Genomic DNA, 13,510 nt, shown 5'->3' on the forward strand with positions numbered 1-13,510 from the left:
CGGGACAGGCAACAATTTGCCAACGAAAAATGCCATGCCTGACGTCCGACGCGAACAGCAATTATTACCGCGGGATTGACATTCCAAGTTGATTGTTGGCCACCTTCGGTGACGCTCAATGGAGTTGGCGGCACGCGGGTTCCGTCAACTCGACATTCTGTCGACCCCCTCTTGGGCCTATTGCCGTCAGTTGTCAGCTTGGTGAGCGCAAGCCCCTGTGCAACCTTACAAATCCGTAAGCTGACAGACAGCATCCCCCAATAAACCTTCCCTAGAAACGGTCTCGTCACGGAAACGGGGCCGCTGCCTCCGATCCGGCCGCCCGGCGGGTGCATCAGCGTTTTGCTGACCTTGTTGCGGGTCGTTCATAGACAAATCCGCGGTCCTTCTTGTGGATCGGCGGCTGCCAGGAGAATTGAAATGTCACATACACAGATGGAGTCGGGCCTCCCGCTCGCCGCCGAAACATCCGCGTTCAATCGTGTACCGCAAGTCACAGTCGATTTCTGGCTGGTCAAATTGCTCGCCGTCACGGTCGGCGAGACCGCCGCCGACTTTCTCAACATGAATCTGGGCCTTGGCCTGTCGGCGACCTCGGTCATCATGTCAGGTTTTTTGATCGCCGCACTGTTCCTGCAGTTCTCCCAGCGCAAGTATGTGCCCTGGGTCTACTGGCTGGCTGTCGTGTTGATCAGCGTTGTCGGAACCCTCATCACCGACAATCTCGTCGATAATCTCGGATACAGCCTGGAAGCCTGCACGATCGGCTTCAGCCTCGCATTGGCTGCGACATTCGCGGTCTGGTATGCGGTCGAGCGGACGCTTTCGATCCACTCGATCTACACGGTGCGGCGCGAGAGCTTCTACTGGCTCGCCATCCTTTTCACCTTCGCGCTCGGCACGGCCGCGGGCGATCTGCTGGCTGAAGGCCTCGGCTTGGGTTACCTGCAGGCAGGGCTCGCCTATTGCGCTCTCATCGGAGCCATCGCGCTGAGCTATTATGTCTTCAAGCTCAACGGCATTCTGTGCTTCTGGCTCGCCTACATCCTTACCCGTCCGATGGGCGCGTCCTTTGGTGACCTGTTCTCGCAACCTGTTGCGGACGGCGGTCTGGGGTTCGGTACGATCGCCACAAGCCTGCTGTTCCTCGCCGGCATCGCCGCGGTGGTGGTCTATATGCATTTTAGCCGCGATGGAGACGAACGGGTTACAATCGCCACAGAAACCGAATAGACGCCAGGCAGCATCGTGTTGCCGCAATCCCCGCATCCCCTGACAGGGCTCAAGAGGTTCTGTCGGGGAAAGATCGGGCGCTTTGCCGGACAAATCTCCACAATGCTCATATAACGAATGCAAGCTGAAAGGATCGGGACCGCATTGGTATTCGCGGTCCGGAACCGAACACGTGTAACTATCCAGCCTCCGGAGTCCGAAGTGCGACTTTTGCTGATCGAAGACGACATAAAACTGTCCGACTATGTCTCTCGCGGATTTAGTGAAGCAGGCCATCTGTGCGATGTGCTCGACAATGGCCACGATGGTCTTTTTCAGGCGACGCGCGAAACCTATGATGTGCTCATCGTCGATCGAATGCTGCCAGGTCTTGACGGGCTGTCGATGGTCAAGGCTATCCGCGCCGCAGGCAACAGGACGCCGCTGATATTTCTCACCTCAATCGGCGGCGTGGATGACCGCGTGGAAGGCCTTGAGGCTGGCGGCGATGACTATCTCGTCAAGCCGTTTGCCTTTTCCGAACTGGCGGCTAGGGTTGCTGCCTTGGCCCGGAGGCCGGCCGTTCAAACGGAGCAGACGGTTCTCAGGGTGCACGATCTGGAGCTCGATCTCATTCGCCACCGGGTCACGCGCGCTGGCCAGCAGATCGAGCTGCAGCCCAAGGAGTTCGCCTTGCTTGAGGTGCTCATGCGGGCCGAAGGCCGTGTGCTGACCAGGACGATGCTGCTCGAGCGCGTCTGGAACTACCATTTTGATCCGCAGACCAGCGTCGTCGAGACCCATATCAGCCGCTTGAGGAGCAAGATCGACAAGCCTTTTGACGTCCCCCTGCTGCAAACCGTGCGCAATACCGGATACACCCTCGATGCGCCACGTTAGTCTTTTCCGCTCCAGCGGATTTCGCGTTGCAATGACGTTTTGCGCCCTGTTCCTGGTTGCCAGTGTGATTGCCGGCGCCACCGCATATTCTGTGATACGCGAGGAACTGGTCAAACGCCATGAACGCGTTCTCGGCGAGGAATTCGATTATCTTGTCTCCACTTATGGCGGCGGCAACATCGAGAACCTGAGGCTCACAATCGAGGGCCATGCACGCGTTTCAAGCAACAGGGACAGCGTCTTCTTGTTGCAGGATGCCTCAGGCAACAAGCTTGCGGGCAATATAGAAAGGGTTCCCGACCGGCCCCTCAAACGCCAGGAAGCGGCAACCGTATTGGGCATGGAGGCCGACTATACCTACTTCGTCAAACAGGGGAAAATCGGCAATTATCACCTGACCACCGCTACCAGCGCCGAGGACATCAGCGAGCTCGAGGAGATCATGCTGCTGGGCGCAGCATGGGCAGCTGCCGTGCTTCTGGCTGTCTCCCTGGCCGGCGGGATGCTTCTCGCCCGAAGCATGGAACGGCGCATTGCGCGCATTCAGGATGGTCTCGAGCGTGTCTCGGAAGGAGATTTTTCAGCGCGAATTCCCATCAGCGCGCGCGGAGACGACATCGACACCCTGACCGGCATGATGAACACGGCAATTGAACGCCTTGGAGCATCCGTGGAGGGCATTCGGCAGATCGGCAATGATATCTCACATGACCTGAAATCCCCGCTGGCGCGGCTTCGCATCACCATCGAGCAGGCAGCGGAAAACCAGGCGCGAGGAATCCCTGTCGCTCATGAACTCGAAGAGGCATCTGCGGAAACCGATCGTATCATCGCCACGTTTGATGCCCTGCTGCGGATCGCGCAGCTTGAGACCGGCGCGCGCAAGGCCCGTTTTGCCCCCACGGATCTTGTCGAGGTGGCGACATCGATCACTGATTTCTATCAGAGCTCATTCGAAGACGCCGGCATGGAGTTGAACACGGATCTGCCAGCCGGGGTTCCGCCGATCTCAGGTGACAAGGAGTTGCTGTTTCAGCTGATTGCAAACTTGCTCGAAAATGCCCTGCGCCACTGTGCGCCGGGTGCGCGCGTGACTTACGCAATCGCGCTGCAAGCCGAAGCTGTCATTCTCAGCGTTTCAGACAATGGATCCGGCATTCCCGCGAACGAAAGGGAAAACGTGCTGCGTCGTCTCTACCGTTTGGAGAAAAGCCGCACCACACCCGGATCGGGATTGGGCCTCAGCCTGGTGAAGGCAATCGCGGACCTGCATGGTGCAAGACTGTCGCTTGAAGACAATGAGCCAGGACTTCGGATCGCCGTCCGGTTTCCTGTGGCAGCGGATGGCAACACTGCTGCGGAATTGGGGTAACCAAGTGAGAGGATTGCCCGAATTCATCCGTCACGCGGCAAGCAAACTCACCGACTGGGCGCGGGATATCAAACGTGATGTTGCTACGCTTTGGATCGCTGCGCGGGACAAGCGCACGCCATGGCCGGTGAAGCTGGTTGCGGGTTTCGTGGTGGCCTATGCCCCGAGTCCCGTCGATCTGATCCCGGACTTTATACCGCTGGTTGGCTATCTCGACGACCTTATCATCCTCCCGCTCGGCCTGTGGCTGGCGATCAGGATGATGCCGGAGCACCTGATGTCGGAGTTTCGCTGCGCAGCAATTGAGATGGCGCCGCGACCCAAGTCACTCGCAGGTCTTATTTTCATCGGCGCGGTCTGGATGATTGGCGCCGCGATTCTGTTTCGCTGGCTGGACCAGCGCTTTGCTATCCGACCCGCGCGGTCATTCGGAGTCTGAAATTGGGTCACTATCTGCAGCCGATTGTCGATTACATCGGCAACCATCCCAACGGCGCGCTTGCGATCGTTTTCATGATGGCAATGGGCGAGGCACTCTTTGTCATTGGGCTGTTCGTGCCCTCAACCGTCGTCCTTGTCGGTGCTGGTACATTGGTCGGCATGGGCAAGCTCGAGTTCGTGCCGATCTTCACCGCCACGGCACTGGGCGCAACCGCCGGCGACGCCATCTCCTACTGGTTCGGTCACACCTACAAGGAGAAGATCAGGCGGATCTGGCCTTTCAGCCGCTACACCGGGATGCTTGATCGCGGCGAAGCCTATTTCGCCAGGCACGGCGGAAAGAGCGTGTTCATCGGCCGGTTCATCCCGGGCATCAAGTCCGTTGTCCCTGGCATTGCCGGCATCGTCGGCATGAGTCCGGTGCGCTTCACCATTATCAATGTGGTATCCGCCATTGCCTGGACAGCCAGCCACCTTCTGCCGGGAGTCGGGATCGGCAGGGGTATCGATGTCGCCAGTTCGGGCAATCCGAGACTGCTCGAGCTCTTCGTTCTTGTGCTTGTTGTCGCCTTCGTCGCAACTTACGCAGCCAGGTTCGCCTTTGGCTGGCTGCTGCCCCACGCGGAGCTCTGGCGCACCAGGCTTGGAGAGGCATTGTTAGGACTGCCGGTGCCGGGTGCGCGGTTCTTGCGGCGACTGCTCCTCAACGAAGAAAACATCCTCGTTCCCTTTGCCTTCTTTGCCCTGGCGCTGCTCGGCCTTTCGGGTTTCACCTTGATTTCGGTGGCGTATTTTGCCGACCCCGCTTTCGTCCGGGCGGACGAATCCATCAGCGCCTATCTTCAATCCTTGCGCACGGAGCCTTTTGATCGGCTCATGGTCGGCGTCACAATGCTGGGTGACGGCATGGTGCTGGGCCCGGTGGCGGCAGCTGTGCTGGCAGTGTTCCTGTGGCACAGGAGGTGGCGCATGGCCGGCGCGCTTGCGACCGCTTTTGTCAGCGCCGCGCTGTTCGTGCCGCTGATCAAGGCGTTCATCCACCGCGCGCGACCAATCGCACTCTACAATGGCGCGGACAGCTACAGTTTCCCCAGCGGCCATGCGACCCTTGCGGCAACCATCATCGGGATGTGCGTCCTTGTCGCGGCCCGTGACCTCCCATCGCGCGTACAAAGGGCTGTGTATGTGCTGGCGGCGATCACCATCGGGCTGATCGCGTTTTCCCGTCTTTACCTCGCGGCCCATTGGCCGAGTGACGTCGGCGCAGGCCTCCTGTTCGGCGGTGCACTGGTATTCGGCCTGGCCTGGCTTCTGCACGGACGCTCCTACGTTCCCGCGTCCAGCCGTTCCGGCATCGCCGCACTCGTTTGCCTGATGCTGGTCTATCCTGTGCATCTCTACCTGAACTATACTGCGACCGCATCCAACTATGTCATGCGGATTGATCAGACGCTGGTCACCCAAGAGCGGTGGCTCGCCGATAGCTGGGCTGATGTTCCGCTCCGACGCGTCCTGCTTGATGGCGATTACGGTGAACCGGTCCTTGTTCAGACCAATCTCGACATGTCGAAGATAGCTGACACCCTGACCAAAGCCGGCTGGAGTCCGAGAGCGGCCGGTCAACTGGCACGGCTGGTCGATTCGATCCTGCCATCACGCCGGTCGCTTGATGAAATGTCGGTCCTGCCGCTGACCAACCACGGACATGCGCCGATTGCCGTCTTCACCCGGCCTGCTCCCCAACCGGCAGGGGCGCGACAAGTGTTGCGCGTCTGGACATCGGGCACATCGATCTCGGAGGGAGGCCGGCACACGCCACTGCTGCTTATCTCCGTGACAACCGAAATTGCCGAACCGATCGGGTTTGGCTTTGCCCTCGCAGAGGCGCTGCAGATGACAGCTTCCGAAAATGATGCGCTGGGATCGGTGATCGCCAACTCACTTGGCGGTTCGGTAACCCTGGTGAACGATGCAGACGGCCACCGGTTGCTATTGGTCAACTGAGCTGTGGTTCAAGCACAAAGCCACCGCCCGAGACCGGACGGTGGCTTGTTGCCGTGTTCAGGTTGGGGCACCCGGGCGGCTGCCCGTCACAGGGCCAAAGTCCGGGAGGTCCCCTCCTTCTGCAGCCGTCATTCCATGAACCAGCCGTGACTGACCAGCAGCGACTGGCCGGTCAGGGCGTTTGTCGGAAAGGCGGCGAACATCCATGCCACTTCGGCGACGTCCTCAACCGTGGTAAACTCCTGGTCCACGGTCTGACCCAGCATGATCTTGTTGACGACGTCTTCTTCGGAGATGTCGAGTTCCTTCGCCTGTTCGGGGATCTGCTTTTCGACAAGAGGCGTCTTCACAAATCCGGGGCAGATGACGTTGGCGCGAACGCCATGGGCCGCGCCTTCCTTGGAAATCACCCGCGCCAGGCCGAGAAGACCGTGCTTGGCGGTGACATAGGCTGATTTCAGGGGCGAGGCTTCCTTGGAGTGGACCGACCCCATGAAAATCACCGAGCCGCTGCCGGCCTTGTACATGTGCGGCAAGCAGGCCTTGGTGGTCAGGAATGCGCCGTCGAGATGGATCGAAAGCAGTTTCTTCCACTCCGCGAAGGGAAAGTCCTGCAGCTTGTGAACGATCTGGATGCCGGCATTTGAAACCAGGACATCAATCCTGCCCCAGCTGTCGATGACCTTCTGAACGCCTGAATTGACGGCCGCTTCGTCGGTGACGTCCATTGCCAGCCCCATGGCCTTGCCGGGGCCCATGGCGGTCAATTCATCCGCCGTGGCCTGGGCGTCTTCAAACGCCAGGTCTGCGATGACGACCCAAGCGCCATCGGCAATGTAACGTTCGGCGATGGCACGGCCGATGCCGCGTGCCGAACCGGTGATGATGCAGACTTTCTTGTTGAGGTTCATTTCATTTGCTTTCTATGGTTTGGTTGAGAGCCATGGACCACATCCCGGTCAGGCTCAGGTCTTGTGAGTGGTGATGATTGTGCGCCGATCCGGCATGGCCGAACCGGGTGGAGCGTGTGTGCAGGCTCACATCTGCTCCACGCTCAGGTAATCATGCACGACCTCACCCAGCCCGAGGGTCAGGTCGGCAAGAATGTGGGTGGCGGATACGACTTCCAAAACCGGAAGTTCAGCAACGGGCGCAAGTGCGTGGTCGAACAGTTCAAGTCCGGCCGGCCCGGTCCATGCGCCTTTGACGGTGATATCTTCGAGACAGTAGGAGACCAGTTCGCAGATGCGCGGCGTGCAATCGACATGCGGAATGATCTTCAGTAGGTAGCTGGGCTCCTCCATTGCCCGCCTGACGCTCTCGGGATCGAGCGCGCCGTGCTTGTAGCCCATGGTGCCGTTCGCGATGCGCAATGAACCGTAATCCAGCGTGCCGACCAGGGTATCCTGCTCAACCCGGAGGCTGGGATTCGCCAGCTTCTTCGGAAATCCCCAGATCTCGCGTCCACCGGCAATCGGCGCATCGTCGTTGAGATACATCGAGTGGACATATCCGCCTTTCTTGCCTTTGAACGTGACCGGGATGACCTGCCCGGACTCGGTGTAATCGCCGAACCCGGTTGAATCCGGCATGCGGATGAACTCGTATTTCACGATAGCTTCGCCGATTTCCAACGGTTCGGGAACGACCGCGCGAAGTGCATCAGGATTGGTCCGGTACGTGATGATCATGTATTCACGATTGACGAACCGGTACGGACCCTTCGGATAGGAAGGACTTGTAAGCGGCATCGCGAATGCCGTGTTTTCAACCTCGATAATTTTCATTTTTCTGATGTCCTATTGGGTAAGGTCAAAGACCTGAAAACCGCCTTCCGGACGGCTGCGGTTTAACCAGCTCTGCGAACGGATCCCTTGCCGAACGCTTTTGCGGCCGAGTTCCCAGTGCTCCTCAACGGATTGTCGGGAAAATTCGTAGTCCTTGGAGCCGGTTTCGTAACGGGCGTCCCTGCGAATGATATGAGCGATGGTCACGGCCGCTTCCCGGCTGATCCTGGCCAGCCGCCGCGCATGCTCCGTGCCGGCAAGCTGTTCCGGCAGGGTCTCCAGCAGCTTTCGTGCCTCAAATCTCAGCTCGTGCAGCGCGCGAACATGGTCGGAGTTGAAACGGGTCCGGCTCGAAAAGCGGATGTCTTTCTCACGCTCATTGATGTCCATGATGGACTTCGGCAGCTGACCGCGTGCACTGAAAACGTCGACCTGGAAAATGCACAGATCGCCTTCCGTATCCGAGTATTCCATGACGTAGTCGAGCGGCGTGTTCGAGACCAGGCCACCATCCCAGTAGTATTGGCCATTGATCAGAACGGGCGGAAATCCCGGTGGAAGCGCTCCGGAGGCCATGATGTGGTCGGCAGCGAGCTTTTCGTTGCGGACGTCGAAATAGGCGAAATTGCCCGATTGGAGTTCGACCGCGCCGACACTCAATCTTGGTGCGTCGGCCGAGTTCAGGTAGGTGAAATCGACCAGCTTGTTGAGTGTGTCCCGCAGCGGGGATGTGTCGTAGAAGCTGACCTCCTCCGGCTGGGAGGGGCCGCCAAAGGGCAGGCAGGGAAGCCGGGGCTTGAAGAAGCCGTCGATGCCGAAGGCCATGCCCCAGTTGGCAGCCGCTTCGTTCATCAGGCTGCGCATCCCGGTCTCGCCAAACGGTGTCCGCGCCAGCAAGGACGACGACGTCATCTCCCAGAATTCCCGCAATCTTGAAACCCGGTTTTGCTTCTGGTTGCCGGCGATGATCGCGCCATTGATCGCACCGATGGAAATTCCCGCAATCCAGGAAGGCTCATAGCCCGCCTCGCTCAGGGCTTCATAGGCGCCAGCCTGATACGCTCCGAGTGCGCCTCCCCCTTGCAGCACCAGAACTGCCTTCTCGTTCGCCAGCAATTTCAGTGACATGACTGACCCCACTCGCGGTACATGCCGAGATCGAAATTTCCCGATGCGGCATCGTCATCATCGCGGTCGCGGCTGATCGATTGAGCATGGATCTTTTGACCGCCGGATCCGGTTAGCAGATCCAGGGCCTTGGTTTCGTCCGGGTCCTGCTCCACTTGCACCACCACCAGCAGGTCGCCCTTGGCCAATTGCTTCGCCAGATATTCGGTGCGGTTCCTGCTGATGACCCTGCCAAGGAGGGTGCCTAGTCCGGCGCCCGCTGCTGCAGCCGCGGCCGATACCGCGACTGCAAGAGCGAGTGTGCCGCCTGTCGAGACGACCGCAAGGCAAGCCCCGGCGCCCCCTAGGCAGGCGGGGAGGCTGCGCGCCAGCTTCTCGTCGCCTTCCACTTCGTGCCGATCCAGATAGATCGGCTGGGGAAAGACAGCTGCATCGCCCTGCGAAGCCATGGCTTCAAACCGTTGAGCTGGTCTTCCGATAACCGCATCATGTGATGCGACCATGTTAATGCAATCGCGATGGAAACCGTTGCTTTCCAGTGTTCCCACCGCGTTCTCGAACATCTCGGCATCACTGAAGTGTGCGATGACCTGGCGTGGTTCATACGGCGCCGACATGGTGTGGACGTCAGTCATTATCAGATACCTCTGCTATCGGTTGAGCCGGATCGAGCCTTGATTTAGGCGGCTTCTTTGCCCTTTGATCCGGCGGTCAGATCGGCATGCACCTTGTCGAAGACGGCGCGGGCGTGACTTTCGGCAACCGTGTCCAGATTGGTGCGCAATATGTGTCCGCCATACTCGCCGAGCTTGGCGATAACCCGGTCGGTTGCCGTGTTGCGCGACATCATGAACAGAGCGGCCTGGCCCGGTTTGAGAAGCGAAGACACGTCCTTCATGAAGTCATCGTTGATGCCGTAGTCGGTCAGGCCGCCCGAAAATCCGCCAGCGGCGGCTCCGACGGCAACGCCAAGCACCGGATGCAGGAAGAGGAGCCCCACCAGCAGCCCCCAGAACGCGCCGCCGCTTGCGCCAAGCGTCCACATGTTGACCATTTGATTGAGGCTGACCTTGCCGTCCTTGTCGGCAACGGCAACCACCGCATCCGAGAGTTCGACAAGGTATTCTTTGGACATGCCGTAAAGCGCGGTGCGGGCGGCTTCGGCTGATTCCTGGTCTTCATAACCGACGACGATGAGTTCTGACATTTTCTTTCTCCTGTTGGCCTGGATGATGGCGGCCGGGACCGGGAGGTCGCCTGGACGCTTTTTACGGATTGCCCCGACCGTTCGAGAGCACCGCGGGGTGCGATGCGCTGCCGGCCGGGGTGGCTGTGGTTTCTGGCTATGCAAACAAATGCGGAAACAGCCCGATCAAACCGCTCAGGATCAGAAATCCCGCGACGGTGTAATTGAGGGTTCTTGGAACCAGCAAAATCAGCAGTCCTGCGAGCAGGGCGATGAGCGGTTGGGCGATCAGTCCATATTGTACGGTCATGTTCGGGTCCCCGGTGTGTTTGACAGGATCGCTTCAACGATCCGGGGACAGGAATAACAGGCTCCGTTGTCGCCACATTTTCGCGAGATTTACTTATTTGTAAGGCGGCGATCCGGGGCATGCCGGGCGGACAACCCGTTGATTTGCATGCCGCCTGACGAAATGAAAAACGGAGCCCGCTTCCAGGCTCCGCTGTTTATTAAGAACAGGAATTTCAGGCATTATCCGGTGGCGCCCTGAACCGGAACCTCGTCAATATTGAAGGACTGCATCACGATCGAGTCTTCGACCGCCTTCAAGGCGAGGTTTGCCTCGTAGTACTGCTTCTGGGTGATCAGACTGGCGGCGTCGCTCACATGCGAGAGGCTGGCCTTTGCCGGGAGGAACGCGCCGGAGATGGTCACATCGATGTTGGCCAGCTTCAGCTCATCGACCGCCTTCTTCGAGTCACCCTTGGCAAGATGCTCATTGGCCGTCTTCAGGCTCGCCTGCTTTTCGGGCGTCGGCTTGAAGCCCTCGGTCAACGCCAGCGAGGTGTCAAACGGCACATAGGCGTCGTCTTTCAGCGACGGCGTGATCTTGTCGACCTGGAAGTCCTTCATCTTGTCATTGGCGGTTTGCAGATCGGCTTGCGCCGTCTTGACCATCTTGGCCGCGGCATCAGGCGAGCCGTTGAAGATGGCAAGGCGTGCGGCGTGGATTTCGCGCAACGCGCTGTATGCCTCATCCATCGTCTTGATGATGGCCTTGTCTTCGGCCGTGTTCAGTTGCGCGTCAACAGCCTTGGTCTCTTGCGCCGAGGTCTGCTCCGCCGTTGCTTTCGCAGCACTTGCAGCGTGGGCATAGCTTGCCCCGATAATCGGCGTGGTGGCCAGCAAAGCGGCCATTGCAGCGGTGAGGATTCTGGATTGGGTGTTCATTATCTTTCTCCACATTTGCAAGCCCGGTATGGACTTGTTGAAGAGACAGTAGGCTCTGAATTTTGAGCCGGCTTTTCGCGAGCTTTACAAATTTGTCAGCTTGCCGTCCTTGCCTGCAGGCGGGAAAGCGACGCGGACGACAAGGCCGGGATTGTTGTCGTCAAGTTCGATGGTGGCGCCATGCCGTTCGGCGATGGCGGCGACGAGCGCCAATCCGAGGCCCGTGCCCGGCGTTGACCTGCTTCGGTCAAGCCGCTCAAAGGGCTCCAGCACCGCGAGGCGCTGGTTAGCGGGAATCCCGGGGCCGGTGTCGCAGACCTCAAGAACGGCGCCGCCGCTCTGGGTTGCCCTGGCCCGCAATGTGATCGTGACCCCTCTGGGACAATGATTGGTGGCGTTCTCGATCAGGTTGACCAGCATCTGCCGGATCATCCGTGTGTCGGCAAGAACTGTCAGCGGCGCGCCGGGAGGCGGTTCAACAATCAGGGTGTCGCCGTGGTCTTCGGCGACCGGGGCAAATATCTCGCCTATTTCGGTGACAAGCTCACCGAGCGAAATCACTGAAAATCCTTCCCGTCCGGCGCTTGCCCTCAATCTGGAAATCCGCAAGGTGGTGTCGAAAATTTCGGTCAGGTTTTCGATTTCGGCCTGGGCGTCACCGAGTTTGGCGGTGATCACGGAAGCCTCATCTGCCGCCAGCGCGTCATCAAGCAGTATGGACACGCGGTTGAGCGGCGAACGAAGATCGTGGGCAATCGCGTTGATCGTGTTCGTGTTGCTTTCGACGACATGCTTGAGATGATTCAAGTGCTGATTGATCAGCCGGCCAGCCTTGTCGAGTTGTTCCGATCCCTTGCCCGCGTCAACGCGCGCGTCAAGATCGCCGCCGGCAACCCTTTCAAGCGTGCCGGTCATGGCTTCGAGTTTTGAGAACGTTTGCCGGCTGATGCTGTAGCTGATCAGCATCCGGATGATCGTCGCGGTGGCGGCCGTTGCAAAAATGGTGGTGAGAAGAACGCTGAGCACATTTGTAACAGGCCTCAGACTGCGGCCGACGGCCACTGTCTTTCCATCGCTGATCATCTTGCTGTTGATCAGGTAAGTTCCATTCGGTTCCGGGTACAGGCCTTCGAAACTCTTGCGGGTCCATCCGGGCTCTTCCGGCGGAAGCTTCAGATTGCCTGCCAGCCTGTTTCCATTGTCATCAAACAGTCCGAACAGATTTGTCGATGCGATATTGCGCGGATCACTGAGGAAACCAATCTTCGCAAAAGCATCCAGACCCTCGTCGTTGTAGATACGCTCCATCAGCGTGACTTCCTCGGCGATCTGGCCTTGCAGTTCATCGATCATCGCACGCTGGACAACCTGGTAGACGAAAGCCGTCAGGAGCACGATCACGATGGAGGCAATCGCGGCGAAAACGAAGTTGTAGCGAAACGTTATCCCCGACGTCACGTTGCCGCTAAACATGCATTACGTATCCGCTGTTTCTGCTCGTGTGTATCAGCGGTTTTTCGAATGGCTTGTCCACCTTGGCGCGCAGACGGCTGACATGGGTTTCGACGACTGTCGTGCGCGGGTCGAAGTTGAAATCCCAGACCTGTTCGAGAAGCATGGTCTTGGTGACCACTCGCCCGGCATTGCGCATCAGCACTTCCAGCAAGGCGAATTCCTTTGCCTGCAGCTCGATAACTTGACCATCGCGCTTTGCCGAGCGGGCCAGCAGGTCCAGTTCCAGATCCCCGACGGTAAGAACAGTTGTCATGATGGCGCCGGACGGTCTCCGCGTCAGTGCCTTGACCCTGGCCAGAAACTCCGAGAAATGGAACGGCTTGACGAGATAGTCGTCCGCGCCGGCCGTCAGTCCGTCGACGCGCTGATCGATGTCGGCCATGGCCGTGAGGAAGATCACCGGCGTGTCCTTGCCCGAAGCGCGCAGGCTCTTGACCACCGAAAGACCATCCATGCCCGGCATCATCCGATCGAGAACGATCAGATCGCAGTCATTGTAAAGGCTGTGCGCCAGCACATCGCGCCCGTCGCCAAAACACTCCACCGAATAGCCGTTTTCAACCAGCCCCTTGCGCAGGTAGTCACGGGTGCTTGCATCGTCCTCGGCAATCACGATCTTCATTGATGTTGTCTTTTCCTTTGCCCGTCTGCACCGCCGGAGCTGTGCAAATGTTAGCAATTCAGATCCGCTCCAGTCAGCTTAAAAATTTGTATGATTGCAGAAAGGGTGGCCCG

The 13,510-nt window shown here is 59.0% G+C and carries 14 protein-coding genes; 5 read left to right on the forward strand and 9 right to left on the reverse strand.

Annotated features, from left to right (window positions below; genetic code table 11):
* Window positions 1-420 precede the first annotated feature (420 nt).
* The 5 genes from O4H62_RS21390 (at window position 421) to O4H62_RS21410 (ending at window position 5,929) form a co-directional block, all read left to right on the forward strand.
* Window positions 421-1,233 (forward strand): COG4705 family protein, encoded by an 813-nt coding sequence (locus O4H62_RS21390; protein WP_269390867.1) that lies wholly within the window; start codon window positions 421-423, stop codon window positions 1,231-1,233.
* Window positions 1,234-1,434: 201 nt separating this feature from the next.
* Entirely contained in the window at window positions 1,435-2,112 is a 678-nt protein-coding gene (locus O4H62_RS21395; RefSeq protein ID WP_269390868.1) for a winged helix-turn-helix domain-containing protein, read from the forward strand.
* Between the two features lie 64 nt (window positions 2,113-2,176).
* On the forward strand, window positions 2,177-3,484 hold the full coding sequence (locus tag O4H62_RS21400) for a HAMP domain-containing sensor histidine kinase (protein WP_269390869.1): 1,308 nt from the start codon (window positions 2,177-2,179) through the stop codon (window positions 3,482-3,484).
* A gap of 13 nt (window positions 3,485-3,497) precedes the next feature.
* The gene (locus O4H62_RS21405) at window positions 3,498-3,923 is read left to right on the forward strand and encodes a YkvA family protein (protein WP_269390870.1); all 426 of its coding nucleotides are present in this window, start codon (window positions 3,498-3,500) and stop codon (window positions 3,921-3,923) included.
* Window positions 3,924-3,925: 2 nt separating this feature from the next.
* A complete protein-coding gene (locus O4H62_RS21410; RefSeq protein ID WP_269390871.1) occupies window positions 3,926-5,929 on the forward strand; it encodes a bifunctional DedA family/phosphatase PAP2 family protein in 2,004 nt (667 codons plus the stop codon).
* 128 nt (window positions 5,930-6,057) lie between these two features.
* On the opposite strand, the gene O4H62_RS21415 is transcribed toward O4H62_RS21410, so the two are convergent.
* From O4H62_RS21415 to O4H62_RS21455, 9 genes are all read right to left on the reverse strand, one after another.
* The gene (locus tag O4H62_RS21415; RefSeq protein ID WP_269390872.1) at window positions 6,058-6,840 is read right to left on the reverse strand and encodes a 3-hydroxybutyrate dehydrogenase; all 783 of its coding nucleotides are present in this window, start codon (window positions 6,838-6,840) and stop codon (window positions 6,058-6,060) included.
* Window positions 6,841-6,966: 126 nt separating this feature from the next.
* Complete coding sequence (locus tag O4H62_RS21420; RefSeq protein WP_269390873.1) at window positions 6,967-7,716, reverse strand: acetoacetate decarboxylase; 750 nt, start codon at window positions 7,714-7,716, stop codon at window positions 6,967-6,969.
* A 12-nt stretch (window positions 7,717-7,728) separates the two neighbouring features.
* Window positions 7,729-8,844 (reverse strand): patatin-like phospholipase family protein, encoded by a 1,116-nt coding sequence (locus tag O4H62_RS21425; RefSeq protein ID WP_269390874.1) that lies wholly within the window; start codon window positions 8,842-8,844, stop codon window positions 7,729-7,731.
* On the reverse strand, window positions 8,835-9,479 hold the full coding sequence (locus tag O4H62_RS21430; protein WP_269390875.1) for a hypothetical protein: 645 nt from the start codon (window positions 9,477-9,479) through the stop codon (window positions 8,835-8,837). The genes O4H62_RS21425 and O4H62_RS21430 overlap by 10 nt, the downstream gene beginning before the upstream one ends.
* A gap of 44 nt (window positions 9,480-9,523) precedes the next feature.
* The gene (locus tag O4H62_RS21435) at window positions 9,524-10,051 is read right to left on the reverse strand and encodes a DUF1269 domain-containing protein (RefSeq protein ID WP_269390876.1); all 528 of its coding nucleotides are present in this window, start codon (window positions 10,049-10,051) and stop codon (window positions 9,524-9,526) included.
* 136 nt (window positions 10,052-10,187) lie between these two features.
* On the reverse strand, window positions 10,188-10,340 hold the full coding sequence (locus tag O4H62_RS21440) for a DUF3096 domain-containing protein (protein ID WP_269390877.1): 153 nt from the start codon (window positions 10,338-10,340) through the stop codon (window positions 10,188-10,190).
* A 221-nt stretch (window positions 10,341-10,561) separates the two neighbouring features.
* Window positions 10,562-11,260, reverse strand: coding sequence for a YfdX family protein (locus O4H62_RS21445; RefSeq protein ID WP_269390878.1), 699 nt, complete (start codon window positions 11,258-11,260; stop codon window positions 10,562-10,564).
* Window positions 11,261-11,344: 84 nt separating this feature from the next.
* Window positions 11,345-12,733 (reverse strand): sensor histidine kinase, encoded by a 1,389-nt coding sequence (locus O4H62_RS21450; RefSeq protein ID WP_269390879.1) that lies wholly within the window; start codon window positions 12,731-12,733, stop codon window positions 11,345-11,347.
* A complete protein-coding gene (locus O4H62_RS21455) occupies window positions 12,726-13,397 on the reverse strand; it encodes a response regulator transcription factor (protein WP_269390880.1) in 672 nt (223 codons plus the stop codon). The genes O4H62_RS21450 and O4H62_RS21455 overlap by 8 nt, the downstream gene beginning before the upstream one ends.
* Window positions 13,398-13,510: the final 113 nt, after the last annotated feature.

It is taken from the genome of Parahoeflea alexandrii (genome assembly GCF_027214025.1).
Taxonomy (GTDB): domain Bacteria; phylum Pseudomonadota; class Alphaproteobacteria; order Rhizobiales; family Rhizobiaceae; genus Hoeflea; species Hoeflea alexandrii_A.